A 15,089-nucleotide genomic window follows, 5' to 3' on the forward strand; every position below is an offset into this window, starting at 1 on the left:
CACCCTCTCAGGGCAGCAGCCCGTGCCGCCGGGCCGCGACGACGGCTTCGTGGCGCGAGTGCGCGTCCAGCTTGGTCATGGCGTTGCGGAGGTAACTCTTGACGGTTTCCGCGCTGAGCGAGAGGCGTTGGGCGGCTTCCTGATTGGAGCACCCGAGGGCGATCTGGGACAGGACGTCCAACTCGCGGCGGGACAGCCGCGGGGCGTCCGGGAGCGGCTCGCCGACCATGACTCGGATCAGACGTTCACACACCGTGTGCAGGCGCGTGCGCAGCAGATCGTCGCCCGCGGAACGCGCCATGCCGCGCAGTTCGGCGTGGATGTCGCGCAACTCCTCGGACACCGCGGGCACCGCCTCCGGGGTTGGCAACGTGGCCTCGAGCAGTCGCAGGCGACGGTCCACCTCGTCCCGGATGCTGATCTCCCCGGCTAGCCGGCGAGCGGCCTGCATCACCAGATCGGCGGTGCGATCGCCGACCGGACTCGCGCTGCGGGTAGCGGCGTAGAGGACCGCCCTGGAGCGTTTGTCCACGACCACCGGTACGGCGACGATCGACCGCAGTCCCTCGCCCGAGACCGGCCCGTCGTAGTGGTGGGTGATGGAAGAGGTATTGACGTAATCGGTGACCGAGGCGGGCCGCCCGGAATCGATCACCCGGCCGCCCAGGCCGGAGCTGCGCAGCACGGACAGGCCGCGTAGCCCGTTGGTCAGCGTGCCGACGAATTCCGACAGCAGCAGCGCATCGTTGTGCACTTGGCCGCCGAACGTCACCGGCACCCCGGCCGCGCTCGCCACCCAGCGGATTTCGGCGCGCAACGCATCGCCATCGCGGGGACGCAGCAGTGCGGTGTGGGTCATGGGACTCACCCCTTTTCGGGGGTAGTAGCGAACTCGGTGTGACCCACATCCTATTGGGTGAGCTGGATCACGATGAGGAGTGGCGAGATGGGTACCGACCTGAAACCTCGGGTACGCGAACTGCTGGACATGTACGACCGGCCCGAGGCGTCCGCGGCGGAGCTACTGTGCGATCGGCACCCGGCGGGCGCCATCGCGTTCACGATCGTCGAGCGGGACCTGTCCTCGATCGACCTCACCTACGGCGAACTGCGGGAACGGTCGACTCGATTCGCCATCGGGCTGGCCGAACTCGGGATCAAGCAGGGCGACCGGGTGGCGACCCTGATGGCGAAGTCCACCGACCTGGTGGTGGCGCTGCTCGGGATCTGGCGGCTCGGCGCGGTGCACGTTCCGCTGTTCACCGCGTTCGCGCCGCCGGCCATCGCGTTCCGGCTGGAAGCGAGCGGCACGTCGATCGTCATCGCCGATGCCGATCAGGCGCCGAAGCTGGCCGCGGGCCCCGACATGCCCGCCGACGCGCCGTGGCAGGTCATCGTCAGCGGCGATTCGCCCGAGGGCACGCTGGGCATGGTGGACGTGCACGCCGACCACGCGCCGACCCCGCCCGCGGTGGCGATCGGCGGCGACGGCCTGATGGTCGAGCTGTTCACCAGCGGCACCACCGGAACCCCGAAGGGCGTGCCGATTCCGTTGCGCGCGCTCGCGGCGTTCCAGGCGTATCAGGAGTTCGCGCTGGACGTCCGCCCCGACGACGTCTTCTGGAACGCGGCCGATCCGGGCTGGGCCTACGGCCTGTACTGGGCGATCATGGCCCCGCTCGGCAGTGGCATTCGCAGCATCCTGTTGCACGCGCCGTTCTCGCCGACGCTCACCTGGCAGGTGCTGAATCGGTTCGGCGTCACCAACTTCACCGCGGCCCCGACGGTGTACCGCGCGCTGCGTTCGGACCCGAACGCGCCTGCGCTGCACCACACGCTGCGGCGCGCGTCCTCCGCAGGCGAACCGCTGACGCCCGAGGTCGTCGCCTGGTCGCTGGAACACTTCGGCGTCGCGGTGCGCGATCACTACGGGCAGACCGAGCACGGCATGCTGATCTGCAATTCCTGGCACGAGGCGCTCGACGCCGAGGTCCCGGCCGGCTCGATGGGCCGCGCGCTGCCCGGCTGGACCTGCGCGGTGCTGTCGGACAACGCCGACACGGTCGCGCCGATCGGTGAGCTGGGCCGGGTCGCCATCGACACCCAGAACAGCCCGCTGCTGTGGTTCCTCGGCTACCTCGACGCCCCCGAACGCACCGCCCAGCGCTACACCCCCGACGGCCGCTGGTACATCACCGGCGACGCGGGCTCGCAGGACGAGAACGGGTGCTTCCGCTTCTCCGCCCGCGACGACGACGTGATCATCATGGCCGGCTACCGGATCGGCCCGTTCGAGGTGGAGAGCGTGCTGGTGCTGCACGATCTGGTCGCCGAGGCGGCTGTGGTCGGCATGCCGGACGAACTGCGCGGCGAGGTGCTGGAGGCGTTCGTGGTGCTGCGCGACAGTTCCCGGGTCGGCACCGCGTTGGAGGCCGAGTTGCAGGAACTGGTGAAGAAGAAGTTCGCCGCGCACGCCTACCCGCGCACGGTGCATTTCGTGACCGAGCTGCCGAAGACTCCGAGCGGCAAGGTGCAGCGATTCGTGCTGCGGCAGAAGGGAAACCGGTGATGTCGGACCCGAGCTACGCGTCCGGCACCTCGGACACCCCGCTGCTGGGCGACACCATCGGCGGCAACCTCGACCGCGCCGTGGCCGCCTTCCCGGATCGGGAGGCATTGGTGGACAAGGCTTCCGATCGGCGCTGGACCTACCGGGAACTCGGCGCCGCGATCGGCGCGCTGGCCACCGGCCTGGCCGCGCGCGGCATCGGGAAGGGCGACCGGGTCGGCATCTGGGCGCCGAACTGCGCGGAGTGGTTCTTCGTGCAGTACGCGACGGCGAAGATCGGCGCGATCCTGGTCAACATCAATCCGGCCTACCGGACCAGCGAGCTGGAATACGTGCTGCGCCAGTCGGGTGTGCGGATGCTCGTCGCCGCGCCGGAGTTCAAGACGTCGAACTACGTCGCGATGATCGAGGAGGTCCGGCCGAACTGCCCGACGCTGGAGCAGGTGCTGGTGCTCGGTACGGCGGACTGGGACGAGCTGGCGCGGACGGAGATCGATGCGGACCGCTTGGCCGCGCTGGCCGGCGAACTGTCCATCGACGATCCGATCAACATTCAATACACCTCGGGCACAACGGGTTTCCCCAAGGGGGCGACGCTCAGCCATCACAACATCCTGAACAACGGCTTCTTCGTAGGCGAGCTGTGCGGCTACTCCGAACAGGACCGGATCTGCGTGCCGGTGCCGTTCTACCACTGCTTCGGCATGGTGATGGGCAACCTGGCCGGCACGAGTCACGGTGCGGCGGTGATCATTCCGGCGCCGGCCTTCGATCCGGTCGCCACGCTGGCCGCGGTCGAGTCCGAGCGCTGCACCTCGCTCTACGGCGTGCCGACCATGTTCATCGCGTTGCTCACCGAATTGGACTCCGCCACACCGGATCTGTCCAGCCTGCGCACCGGGATCATGGCCGGCTCGCCCTGCCCGGTCGAGGTGATGAAGCGCGTGATCGACCGGATGGGCATGCACGAGGTGTGCATCTGTTACGGCATGACCGAGACCTCGCCGGTGTCCACCCAGACCCGCCGCGACGACGGCATCGACCGGCGCACCGGCACCGTCGGCCGGGTCGGCCCGCACCTCGAGGTCAAGATCGTCGATCCCGCAACGGGTCTCACGGTGCCGCGCGGCGAGCCGGGCGAACTCTGCACCCGCGGCTACTCGGTGATGCTCGGCTACTGGAACGACCAGGCCAAGACCACCGAGGCCATCGACACCGCCCGCTGGATGCACACCGGCGACATCGGCGTGATGGACACCGACGGCTATCTGGCGATCACCGGCCGGATCAAGGACATGGTCATCCGCGGCGGCGAGAACGTCTACCCGCGCGAGATCGAGGAGTTCCTCTACACCCACCCCGACATCCTGGACGCCCAGGTGATCGGTGTGCCCGACCCGAAGTACGGCGAGGAGTTGATGGCTTGGGTACGGATGCGTGACGGCGCGACCGCGTTGGATGCCACTGCTGTTCGCGAGTTCTGTGAGGGGAAGCTCGCGCACTTCAAGATCCCGCGCTACGTGCACGTGGTGGACGAGTTCCCGATGACGGTCACCGGGAAGATCCGCAAGGCCGAAATGCGCGAGCTGTCCCGTGCACTCCTGGGGGTGGTCGACCAGACCTGATATCGGGTGCCCCGATTACTGGCGTCATGTGAGCTGTGGTTGGTCCACCTAAGGTGGGACAAGGTCATTTCGTCGGGGATCTGGTTTATCTGGTCGCGAAAGGTCTTACATGCAAATCGGTTCGTTTTCACGTGTCGTATCTTGTGTTATCGCCAGTGCCGCACCACTTCTCGTCTTGGCGCCGGCGGCCGTTGCTCAGCCGGGTAGCCCGTACAGCTGCTCAGGTCTTTTTCTGACCAGTGATGGTTCCGCGGAAGTGGAATCGTGCATTTATGCGGAGAACGGGACGCCGCGGGCATTCGGCGGGCTCAATATCAAGAATGGCACCATCGACAACAAGAATTGCACCATGTCGGTCAGGGTCATCGATAAAGACGCCTATCGGACCGGGCAGAACGAAGAGGTCGCCAACAGTGGCGACTTCCCCTGCTTCAACGGACGGTATCCCTCCCCGCCGTTGACGGTGGACGTCGCCAAGGCGACCCCCGGGCACCGCTACGTCAGCGTCACGACGGTAACCAAGCAGGGGCAGAGTCCGTTCAGTCCCATCTACAGCCCGGAACTGGTCCTGTAGTAGGCGATTCGGCACATGCGTAAGAACTACCGAACCCGGTCGAGCGTGCTCGGCCGGGTTCGGCGCGTCCCGGGGTTCGGCCGGCGAAGTTCGCCGGACCAGCGGTTGATGCGGCACGCACGACCCGGTTCCGCCGGGTGCGGGTCCCTTGTCGGGCGGTCCCGGTAGTGTCTCCGGACGTGACGACAGCGCCCGAGACTGTAAGTGCAGAGTCCGACCCCGCCGTGCTCCCACCCGCGACGTCCTCCGGCGTCGCGAGTCAAGCCAGCGTGAACCGTCGCATCGCCGACGAGCTCGCGGTGCGGGAGAGCCAGGTGCGTGCCGCCGTCGAGCTGATCGATGGTGGCTCGACCGTGCCGTTCATCGCGCGATACCGCAAGGAGGTCACCGGCGGTCTCGACGACGCGCAGCTGCGCCTCCTGGACGAGCGCCTGCACTACCTCCGCGAACTCGACGAGCGCCGCGGCGCGATCCTCGAATCCATCCGCGGCCAGGGCAAACTCGACGACGCGCTGCACCAGCAGATCATGCTCGCCGAGACCAAGGCCCGGCTCGAGGACATCTACCTGCCGTACAAGCCGAAGCGGCGCACCAAGGCGCAGATCGCGCGCGAGGCGGGCCACGAGCCGGTCGCCGACGCCCTGATCAACGACCCGACCACCGATCCCGCGCAGTACAACGCCGAGCAGCTCGACGGCGCGCGGTCGATCCTGGTCGAGCGGTTCGCCGAGGACGCCGACCTGGTCGGTGAGCTGCGCGAGCTGATGTGGAACCGCGGTCAGGTCAAGTCGACCGTCCGTCCGGGCAAGGAGGAGGCGGGCGCGAAGTTCGCCGACTACTTCGAGTTCGACGAGCCGTTCACCAAGCTGCCCTCACACCGCATCCTCGCGCTGCTGCGCGGCGAGAAGGAAGACGTGCTCTCGCTGCACCTGGAGCCGGACACCGAGGAACTCGAGCCGGGCGAACGGTCCATCTACGAGGGCCGGATCGCGATCAAGTTCAACATCGCCGAGAAGGGCCGCGCCGCCGACACCTGGCTGCTGGACACCGTGCGCTGGGCCTGGCGGACCAAACTGCAAGTGAGCCTTGGCATCGACACCCGGATGCGGCTGCGCCAGGCGGCGGAGAAGGACGCGGTCGACGTGTTCGCGGCGAACCTGCGCGACCTGCTGCTCGCCGCGCCGGCCGGCACCCGCACCACCATGGGCCTCGACCCGGGCTACCGGACCGGCGTGAAGGTCGCCGTCGTCGACGCCACCGGCAAGGCGGTCGCCACCGAGGTGATCTACCCGCACAAGCCGCAGGGCCAGACCGAGAAGTCCCTCGCGGTGCTCGGCGCGCTGGTCGCCCGGTTCGGCGTGGAGCTCATCGCCATCGGCAACGGCACCGCCTCGCGCGAGACCGATGCCCTTGCCACCGAGCTGATCTCGCGCATCCCGGAGAACAAGCCGACCAAGATCGTGGTGTCCGAGGCGGGCGCCTCGGTGTACTCCGCGTCGGCGTACGCGACCCAGGAACTGCCGGACATGGACGTGTCGCTGCGCGGCGCGGTGTCCATCGCGCGCCGGCTCCAGGATCCGCTGGCCGAGCTGGTGAAGATCGATCCGAAGTCGATCGGCGTCGGTCAGTACCAGCACGACGTGTCCGAGACGCTGCTCGCCCGTTCGCTGGGCGCGGTGGTCGAGGACGCGGTGAACGCGGTCGGCGTCGACGTGAACACCGCCTCGGTGCCGCTGCTCTCGCGAGTGTCCGGCATCGCCGGCTCGGTCGCGGAAAGCATTGTGGCGCACCGCGACCAGAACGGCCCGTTCCGCAGCCGGACCGCGCTGCTCGAGGTGCCGCGGCTCGGACCGAAGGCATTCGAGCAGTGCGCGGGCTTCCTGCGGATCCGCGGCGGCGACGACCCGCTGGACACGTCCTCGGTGCACCCCGAGGCCTACCCGGTGGTCCGCCGGATCATGGAATCCACCGGCCGCGACATCACCGAGGTCATCGGCAACACGACGGTGCTGCGCGCGCTGCGGGCCGACGAGTTCACCGACGAACGCTTCGGCGTGCCGACCGTCACCGACATCATCACCGAACTGGAGAAGCCGGGCCGCGACCCGCGACCGGAGTTCAAGACCGCGGAATTCGCCGCCGGCGTGGAGAAGGTCGCCGACCTGGAGCCGGGCATGGTGCTCGAAGGCGTCGTCACGAACGTCGCGGCCTTCGGCGCGTTCGTCGACATCGGCGTGCACCAGGACGGCCTCGTGCACGTTTCGGCGATGTCGCACAACTTCATCAAGGATCCGCGCGAGGTGGTGAACACCGGCGACGTGGTCAAGGTGAAGGTGCTCGAGGTCGATGTGGCGCGCCAGCGCATCGGTCTGTCGCTGCGCCTGGACGACGAGCCGGGGCCCGCGGTGAAGGGCGAACGGGGCGAGAACCGCCAGCGTGGTCAAGGTGACCGCAAGGGCGGCGCGCCGGACCGGCAGAATGGTCAGGGTAAGAACCAGCAGGGCCGAAATCAAGGACAGCGTAATCAGAGTCAAGGCCAGGCCCGTGGCGGCGGCAATCAGCGTCGCAACGCGCCCGCACCCAGTGGTTCGATGGCGGACGCCTTGCGCCGGGCAGGTTTCGGACAGTAGGTCAGACGGAGGTTTCAGGCGGCCATGCGACGATGGCTCAGTGAGGATGTGATCGCGCAGGGCCGGCTTCCGCTGCTGTGCTTCCTTCTAGGGTTCATCGTCGGTTTCCTGTTGATCCGGCTCAGCGTCCGGATGATCCGCAAGCAGGTGCGCTGGTGGCCGGGGAACCTGCGGTCCGGCGGCGTACACATCCACCACATGGTGTTCGGGGTGATCCTCGTGCTGGTGTCCGGCGTCGGCATGGTCACCCTGTACCAGACCGCCGACGTCACCACGGCCGCCGTGCTCGCCGCGTTCTTCGGGGTCGGCGCGGCGCTGACCCTGGACGAATTCGCGCTGATCTTCTATCTGCGCGATGTGTACTGGGAAGAGCAGGGGCGGACCTCGGTGGACGCGGTGTTCGTCGCGCTCGCGGTCACCGGGTTGCTGCTGTTGGGATTTCATCCGCTGTGGTTGCTCGACATCAACGACTTCCGCAGTGACCCGAGCATCGAGGTCCGGGTGTTCGTCGTCTTCTTCGCGGTGGTGAACCTCGCGCTCGCCGCGATCGTGATCGCCAAGGGGAAGATCTGGACCGGGTTGTTCGGGATGTTCTTCCTGCCGCTGCTGTTCGTCGGGGCGCTGCGGCTGAGCCGGCCCGGCGCGCCGTGGGCTCGTTGGCGGTATTCGGATCGGCGTCGGCTCATGTACCGGGCCATTGTCCGCGAACGGCGCTACCGGCGCCCGGTCATCCGCGCCAAGATCTTCGTCCAAGACCTGGTCGCGGGCAAACCGGACGTCGAACACGTCCGCACCGCCGCCGAGGCCGAGCTGACCCGCACCGTCGTCCCCGCCCCGCCGGCGCCGCACCGCCACCACCTCTCGCTGTTCCCCTCGGACCACGAACCCGAACCGGTGGCCAACGCCACGGATCGCGACTGAGCCTGCCGCCGCCCGTGAGTTGTCCTGCCGAGCGCTGATCGGCAAGTTCGCGCGTCAGCGGGCCGGGAGGGGGAGGGTGGCGAGTCGAGTTCGGTCGGCCAGCAGGTCGATCGCGGTGATCTTGTCGTCGGCGACGCTGAAGGCGATCACCGACATCGGTGCGCCGTCGGCCGTACTCAGCAGGCCCGCAACACCATTGACCACGGCGTGCGTGACGTCGTACTGGTTGGCGAAGCGGTGGAAGGTGTCCAGTAGCCCGGCGACGGCGGACGCGCCCCGGATGATCTGGATGCCACCGGCTCCGGCGTCGGCGCGCAGCACCACATCGGGATCGAGCAGCGACAGCAGATCGTCGAAGCTGCCGTCTCGCGCGGCGGCGAGGAATGCGGCAACGGCGCGCCGCTGGCGCGGGAGGTCCGGGTCCAGCCGCGGTGCGCCGCCTTGGACGCGACGGCGGGCGCGGCTCGCGATCATCTTGGCCGCGCCGGGCGTCTTGCCGAGGATCGGCGCGATCTCGTCGTACGGCAGGGCGAACATGTCGTGCAGCACGAATGCGAGCCGCTCGGCCGGATTCAACGACTCCAGCACCACCAGCAGCGCGATACCGACCGAATCCGCCAGCATCGCTTGCTGTTCCGGATCGGTGCCGTCGTCGAGCCGGACCACCGGGTCTGGCAGTTGCTCCCCGAACGAGTCCTCCCGTCGCGCCCGGCGCGAGCGCAACACGTCCAGGCACACCCGGCTCACGGCGGTGGTCAGCCAGCCGCCGAGATTGTCGATGCCGTCCGCGTCGGTGCGGGCCAACCGCAGCCACGCCTCCTGCACGGCGTCCTCGGCCTCGGCCGGCGACCCGAGCATCCGGTAGGCCACCGCGACCAGATGCGCGCGATGCGTCTCGAACCGATCGGCCAGGTATTCGTCCACGTGGTCTCCTCCGCAGGGTCGTCTCACAGTGATGACGAATCTCGCGCGCCCGATGTGACAACTCGCGGCCGGTTACCTCTTCGCCGCCCCACTCGTCAGAGAGGTAACAGCGACGGAAGGAACCACATCATGAACACCGATACGAAGAACCTCGCACGGAGCGTTGCCTACCTGGGTGCGACCGGGGTCGTGCTCACCGAATCGGTGATCGGCTCCTATTGGGACCTCGCCCGGATTCCTTATGTCCGTGAGGTTTTCGAGCGGCTCGAATATCCGATGTATTTCGCGACCATGCTCGGCGTCGCCAAGGCGGCGGCGGTGGCCGCGATCGTGCTGCCCGGCCATCCGCGCGCCGAGGAATGGGCCTATGCCGGACTGACTTTCGTCTACGGCGGCGCGGCGGTGTCGCACCTCGCAGCCGGTGACGAGCCGAAGGCGGCGATCGGGCCGCTGGTGTTCGCCGGGCTGAGCCTGGCGTCGTGGGGGCTGCGGCCGCCCAGCGGTCGGCGCAATCCCCTGGCCTTGCTGCGTCGTTCGGCGGCCTGAGGCCTCGGCAAGGAGGAGCGAACTATGAACAACGTACAAGGCACTGTCGCACCGGGATTCGAGGCAGTGCGGGACGAGTTTGCCGAGGTCGTGGCCGAGGATAACGGCGAATCCGGTTCGCAACTGGCCGCTTTCGTGCACGGCAGACCGGTGGTCGATCTCTGGGCCGGCCCAGAGGTGACCGGCGAAACGCTGACCGGCCTGTTGTCCTCGACCAAAGGCGCAGCGACGCTGGTCGTCGCCTTGCTCGTGCAGGACGGAGTACTCGACCTGGACCGGCCCGTCGCGGCCTACTGGCCGGAGTTCGCCGCCGCGGGCAAGGTCACGATCACCTTGCGGCAGGTACTCACCAACAAATCCGGCGTGATCGGGGTCGACGGCGGTTTCACCCTGGCCGAACTCGCCGACGATCGGCTGATCGCGCAACGCGTCGCCGGTCAACGCCCGTTCTTCCGGCCGGGAGTCGTGCAGGGTTACGGCGGCTTCGTTACCTTCGCCATCATCGGCGAGGTGATTCGCCGCCGTACAGGCAGTTCGATCCAGGAGCTGTTCGAGGAACGCATCAGAGCCCCGTACGATCTGGACCTCTATCTCGGATTGCCTGCGGCACTGGAGGATCGGTACCTGGCGATCCTGCCCTGGTCGGCGACGCCGGAGATGCGGGCCGTGTTCGAGGCGAATTCTCCTGGTCCGCACAGCATTCCGGGCATCTCGTACAACCTCAACGCCACCGGATTCACCCCCGGCGATGTGCTCTCGCTGCCTAACTACGCCGATCTGCGCGCGAACGGTCCCGCCTCGATGGGCGGTGTGGGTAGCGCGCGTGGCCTGGCGGCGATGTACGCGGCGGCGATCTCCGAAATCAACGGCCGTGCAGCGCTATTGAAACCCGACACGCTCGCGGTGTTCACCACCATCCAGACCGCGGGCCACGATTTGGTCCGCGGCGACAACGCGCCCTATCTGGTCGGATTCGAGGCCAAGGGCCTCGGCTATCCGTTCCTCGGCGCAAACGCCTTCGGCCACACCGGCGCCGCCGGTTCCGATGGCTTCGCCGACCCGCACAGCGGCCTGTCCTACGGCTACACCCGCCGTCGCGCCGCCTTCGCCTTCAATGCGGCGGAAAACGAGAGGCTGGCCTCGGCGCTGCACCGTGCCGCCCGAAATACTCAGGGCTGAACGGTAATTCGCCGCATGCGCGGCGATGTGACGGCGTCGTCCGGGGTCAGTGCCACGTGCATGCACGCGGCGATCAACACGGTCTCGGCGACCGCACAGACCATCGCCTGCGCCAGGGGTGCTCCGGGGTCGGCGGTCACCAGGTCGAACCACAGGTCGATGACCGCCGCACCGGCGACCGCCGACGCCACCAGCCGGGCCCGGGAGTCGTTGCGGTGCAACAACCCCGTGGTCAATCCGCAACCGGCGGCGAGAAAGAGATCCAGGCCGACCCACGCCGACGACCAGTTCCGCACGTCCGCGGTGCTGGGCAACGTATTCCAGAGGATGGCGGCCCACGGCACGAGCGCGAGCGCGCTGGCGGCGATGAACCAGCGCGCTTTGTCGCGCACCAGCCGGGTTCGAGAAGGGAGTAGGGCAGTCATTCGCATGACGGCCACGCTACGTCCGCAAAGAACTCTTTGCAAACATTTCTTTGCAAAGAATCGTTTGCTATTCTTCGCCCCATGGCACCGCGCAGAAGCGACGACATGACCAGCGCCGAGCGCACCGCGCTCTACCGCACGCTCGCTCACCCCCTGCGCGGCCGAATCCTCGACTACCTGGGCAAACACGGCGAAGCGAACTCGGCGACCCTGGCCGAGGTGCTGGACGAGAGCACCGGCAGCACCAGCTACCACCTGCGCAAGCTGGCCGAACTCGGCCTCATCACCGAGATCGCGGAGAAGTCGACGGGCCGCGAGCGCTGGTGGAAGTCGCTGCCGTTCGAACACACCACGCCCGATCCGGCGACCATGGCGCCGGCCGAATACGCGGCGGCCGAGCATCTCGGCCGGCTGAAATCCGGCCGCGACATCGAGCTGTACCTGCGAGCGGTGCGCGAATGGGCGGGCCCGGACGGCTGGGCGCAGGTGCAGCGCACCGGAACCTATATGACAAAAGACCAGGTGGTAGCGTTCGTCGCGGAGTACAAAGCGTTGCTCGCCCGGCACGGCGCCGCCCGCGAGGACGCACCCGAGGGCGCGCAACCGATGAGCGTTCGCCTGTTCGCGGTACCCGAGGCCCCGGCCTGATCCGGGGGCCGATTTTTCCGGCGACCCGCTGATCTGGCACAATACTCAGGTTGCCCTGGGCGAGTTGTGCACCAGGCGCATCCCCTTGAATCGGAGCATGAACCGGCCGAGCACGCGAAGTGCCGCCAGGGTCCTCTGTTCGCGCGAACCCATAAGGATGGAAATGAACACCCTTGACTTCGTCGACGAGAAGTCGCTGCGCAGCGACGTCCCCGACTTCCGGCCGGGCGACACCCTCAATGTGCACGTAAAGGTCATCGAAGGCTCGAAGGAGCGCATCCAGGTCTTCAAGGGCGTCGTCATCCGACGCCAGGGCGGTGGCATCCGCGAGACCTTCACGGTCCGCAAGGTGTCCTTCGGTGTCGGCGTGGAGCGCACCTTCCCGGTGCACACCCCGAACATCGACCACATCGAGGTCGTCACCCGCGGTGACGTCCGCCGCGCCAAGCTGTACTACCTGCGCGATCTGCGCGGCAAGGCCGCCAAGATCAAGGAAAAGCGCTGATCTAGCTTTTCGCACGACAGAGCGTCTGGTAGCCCGGCCGCGGAACTCAGTTCCGCTGCCGGGCTACTGTTTTCGGTGTGACAGACCACAGCGCGTCCTCGATGGAATCGGCCGACCACGGGGGAGGGCGTCGCGGCAGGCGCCGGCGGGCGAAGAAGCAGCGCCCGTTCTGGCAGGAACTGCCGATCCTCATCGTGATCGCCGCGGTCATCGCCGCGTTGATGGTCAACTTCGTGGGGCGTCCGTATCTGATCCCGTCGGAGTCGATGGAGACCACGTTGCACGGTTGTGCCGGGTGCACGGGCGACCGCATCTACGTGCAGAAACTGAGCTACTACTGGGGTGATCCGCAGCCGGGCGACGTCGTCGTGTTCGTCGGGCCGCCGTCGTGGAACGACACGTTCCAGTCGACGCGTTCGCAGAACACCGTCGTCCGCGGGGTGCAGAACTTCTTCTCGTTCTTCGGGATCGTGCCGCCGGACGAGAACGATCTGGTCAAGCGCGTGGTCGCGGTCGGCGGCCAGACCGTGCAGTGCTGCGACGCGCAGGGCCGGGTTCTGGTCGACGGCAAGCCGTTGGACGAGCCGTACGCCCGCTACACCCTCCCGTACAAGCCGGGCCAGCCCTTCGGCGCCGGCGGCGGCCGCGAGTTCGCGCCGGTCAAGGTGCCCGACGGCTCGTTGTGGGTGATGGGCGACAACCGCAACAACTCACGCGACTCGCGCGCGCACATCACCGACGAGCTGCACGGGACCGTCCCCGTCGACAACGTCCGGGGCAAAGCGGTGTTCAAGATCTGGCCGCCGAGCCGGATCGGGCCGGTGCGATCGGAGAATCCACAATCGAATTAGTGTGGACGCCGATCGCCCGGCGTCAGCCGAGTCTCAGGGTGCCGGGCTAATCTGTTCGGCGTGGCAGACGAAAGTGGGTCGGTGTCGGTGTCCGATTCGGACGACGAGCGGGTGCAACCGCGGCGCAGCAGGCGGCGACGCGAGAAGAAACAGCGGCCGTTCTGGCAGGAGCTGCCGATCCTCGTCGTCATCGCGGCGGTGATCGCGGCGCTGATGGTCACCTTCGTCGGACGCCCCTACGTGATTCCGTCGCAATCGATGGAGACCACGCTGCACGGCTGCGCCGGGTGCACCGGCGACCGCATCTACGTGCAGAAACTGAGCTACTACTGGGGCGATCCGCAGCCCGGTGACGTCGTCGTGTTCGTCGGCCCGCCGTCTTGGAACACGCACTACCAGTCGATCCGTTCGGACAACGCCGTCGCACGCGGGGTGCAGAACTTCTTCTCCTTCTTCGGCCTGGTGCCGCCGGACGAGAACGATCTGGTGAAGCGGGTGATCGCGGTCGGCGGTCAGACCGTGCAGTGCTGCGACGCGCAGGGCCGGGTCTTGGTCGACGGCAAGCCGCTCGACGAGCCATACGCGCGTTATCTGCTCCCGTACGTCCCGGGTCAGCCCTACGGCCCCGGCGGCGGGCGCGAGTTCAAGCCGGTCAAGGTGCCCGAGGGGCATCTGTGGGTGATGGGCGACAACCGCAACGAGTCTGCCGATTCGCGCGCCCACATCACCGATGAACTGCAAGGCACCGTCCCGGTGGACAACGTCCGCGGCAAGGCCGTGTTCAAGATCTGGCCGCCGAGCCGGATCGGTCCGGTCCGCTCACAGAACGCCCAAGCGAACTGATCATCAGCGGCCGCAGCATAATTGGACGGTGGGGCAGAGCCGAGTGGTACAGAGCAATGGGTGGCCGCCGCGCGTGGTGATGCGAAAGGCGGGTGGGTTACGCACGCTCGAAGCGGCGTTGATCCGCAGCGGGCTCGGCCCGGTCGCCGGCGTCGACGAGGCGGGCCGCGGGCCGTGCGCGGGACCGCTGGTCGTCGCGGCCTGCCTGCCCGCGCCCAAGGCCTACGACAAGCTGGCCGGGCTCGACGACTCCAAGAAGCTCACCGAGGCGGTCCGGGAAGAGCTGTACCCGGTCATCGTCCGGCTGTCGCTGGCCTGGAATGTCGTGGTGATCCCGGCCTGGGAGATCGACTCGATCGGCATCCACGTCGCCAATATCGAGGGCATGCGCCGCGCGGTCGCCGGGCTCGGCGAGACACCGGGATATGTACTGACCGACGGATTCCGGGTGCCCGGCATCCCCGCGCCGTCGCTGCCGGTGATCGGCGGTGACGCGGCCGCGGCCTGCATCGCCGCCGCCAGCATCCTGGCGAAGGTCACCAGGGATCGGATGATGGTCGATCTCGACGAACGGTTCCCCGGTTACGGATTCGCCGGCCACAAGGGCTACAACACGCCCGACCACCTCGCCGCCTTGCGCAGGCTCGGGCCCAGCGACGAGCACCGGCGTTCCTGGCGCAACGTGCGCGAGGTCGAGGGCCTGCGACCGGTCTCCGCGGTGGCCGAAGCGGCGGATGTGATGCTCTCCGGCGAGGAGACCCCGATGATGTCCGATGAGTTCCAAGACGGGCGTCCGGATAGCCGAGTGGCTACCGGCGCTACCCATGCGCGATGATGTCAGCACACGAC

The 15,089-nt window shown here is 67.8% G+C and carries 15 protein-coding genes; 12 read left to right on the forward strand and 3 right to left on the reverse strand.

Annotated features, from left to right (window positions below):
• Positions 1-7 precede the first annotated feature (7 nt).
• The gene (locus AB0M22_RS03460; protein ID WP_364720503.1) at positions 8-859 is read right to left on the reverse strand and encodes a LuxR C-terminal-related transcriptional regulator; all 852 of its coding nucleotides are present in this window, start codon (positions 857-859) and stop codon (positions 8-10) included.
• Positions 860-946: 87 nt separating this feature from the next.
• On the opposite strand from AB0M22_RS03460, the gene AB0M22_RS03465 reads away from it, so the two are divergent.
• The 5 genes from AB0M22_RS03465 to AB0M22_RS03485 all read left to right on the forward strand — a co-directional run bounded on the left by AB0M22_RS03465 (position 947) and on the right by AB0M22_RS03485 (position 8,319).
• A complete protein-coding gene (locus AB0M22_RS03465) occupies positions 947-2,569 on the forward strand; it encodes an AMP-binding protein (protein ID WP_364720506.1) in 1,623 nt (540 codons plus the stop codon).
• Complete coding sequence (locus AB0M22_RS03470) at positions 2,569-4,194, forward strand: AMP-binding protein (protein WP_364720508.1); 1,626 nt, start codon at positions 2,569-2,571, stop codon at positions 4,192-4,194. Before AB0M22_RS03465 ends, AB0M22_RS03470 begins: the two co-directional genes overlap by 1 nt.
• Positions 4,195-4,450: 256 nt before the next feature.
• Positions 4,451-4,768: a hypothetical protein gene (locus AB0M22_RS03475; RefSeq protein WP_364720510.1), complete on the forward strand. Its 318-nt coding sequence runs from the start codon at positions 4,451-4,453 to the stop codon at positions 4,766-4,768.
• A gap of 269 nt (positions 4,769-5,037) precedes the next feature.
• Entirely contained in the window at positions 5,038-7,398 is a 2,361-nt protein-coding gene (locus tag AB0M22_RS03480) for a Tex family protein (RefSeq protein WP_364720512.1), read from the forward strand.
• Between the two features lie 24 nt (positions 7,399-7,422).
• Positions 7,423-8,319 (forward strand): hypothetical protein, encoded by an 897-nt coding sequence (locus tag AB0M22_RS03485; protein WP_364720515.1) that lies wholly within the window; start codon positions 7,423-7,425, stop codon positions 8,317-8,319.
• Between the two features lie 54 nt (positions 8,320-8,373).
• Here the strand turns inward: AB0M22_RS03485 and AB0M22_RS03490 are convergent, their stop codons facing one another.
• Positions 8,374-9,243 carry a sigma-70 family RNA polymerase sigma factor gene (locus tag AB0M22_RS03490; protein WP_364720518.1) on the reverse strand — a complete coding sequence of 290 codons (870 nt, stop codon included), beginning with the start codon at positions 9,241-9,243 and terminating at the stop codon, positions 8,374-8,376.
• Positions 9,244-9,372: 129 nt separating this feature from the next.
• On the opposite strand from AB0M22_RS03490, the gene AB0M22_RS03495 reads away from it, so the two are divergent.
• Positions 9,373-9,789, forward strand: coding sequence for a DoxX family protein (locus tag AB0M22_RS03495; RefSeq protein ID WP_364720520.1), 417 nt, complete (start codon positions 9,373-9,375; stop codon positions 9,787-9,789).
• A 24-nt stretch (positions 9,790-9,813) separates the two neighbouring features.
• Positions 9,814-10,968 carry a serine hydrolase domain-containing protein gene (locus AB0M22_RS03500; RefSeq protein WP_364720523.1) on the forward strand — a complete coding sequence of 385 codons (1,155 nt, stop codon included), beginning with the start codon at positions 9,814-9,816 and terminating at the stop codon, positions 10,966-10,968.
• Here the strand turns inward: AB0M22_RS03500 and AB0M22_RS03505 are convergent.
• Complete coding sequence (locus AB0M22_RS03505; RefSeq protein WP_364720525.1) at positions 10,959-11,399, reverse strand: hypothetical protein; 441 nt, start codon at positions 11,397-11,399, stop codon at positions 10,959-10,961. The genes AB0M22_RS03500 and AB0M22_RS03505 overlap by 10 nt on opposite strands.
• 75 nt (positions 11,400-11,474) lie before the next feature.
• Between AB0M22_RS03505 and AB0M22_RS03510 the strand changes: the two genes are divergently transcribed.
• The 5 genes from AB0M22_RS03510 (at position 11,475) to AB0M22_RS03530 (ending at position 15,075) form a co-directional block, all read left to right on the forward strand.
• Positions 11,475-12,041, forward strand: a complete 567-nt coding sequence (locus AB0M22_RS03510; protein WP_364720528.1) for a helix-turn-helix domain-containing protein — start codon at positions 11,475-11,477, stop codon at positions 12,039-12,041.
• A gap of 163 nt (positions 12,042-12,204) precedes the next feature.
• Positions 12,205-12,546 (forward strand): 50S ribosomal protein L19, encoded by a 342-nt coding sequence (rplS, locus tag AB0M22_RS03515; protein WP_029893064.1) that lies wholly within the window; start codon positions 12,205-12,207, stop codon positions 12,544-12,546.
• Positions 12,547-12,647: 101 nt separating this feature from the next.
• On the forward strand, positions 12,648-13,397 hold the full coding sequence (lepB, locus tag AB0M22_RS03520; protein ID WP_364721634.1) for a signal peptidase I: 750 nt from the start codon (positions 12,648-12,650) through the stop codon (positions 13,395-13,397).
• Between the two features lie 81 nt (positions 13,398-13,478).
• Positions 13,479-14,240, forward strand: coding sequence for a signal peptidase I (lepB, locus tag AB0M22_RS03525; RefSeq protein WP_364721636.1), 762 nt, complete (start codon positions 13,479-13,481; stop codon positions 14,238-14,240).
• A 28-nt stretch (positions 14,241-14,268) separates the two neighbouring features.
• On the forward strand, positions 14,269-15,075 hold the full coding sequence (locus tag AB0M22_RS03530; RefSeq protein WP_364720531.1) for a ribonuclease HII: 807 nt from the start codon (positions 14,269-14,271) through the stop codon (positions 15,073-15,075).
• The last annotated feature ends 14 nt before the right edge of the window (positions 15,076-15,089 follow it).

The sequence above is a fragment of the Nocardia sp. NPDC051756 genome (assembly GCF_040681495.1).
GTDB lineage: Bacteria > Actinomycetota > Actinomycetes > Mycobacteriales > Mycobacteriaceae > Nocardia.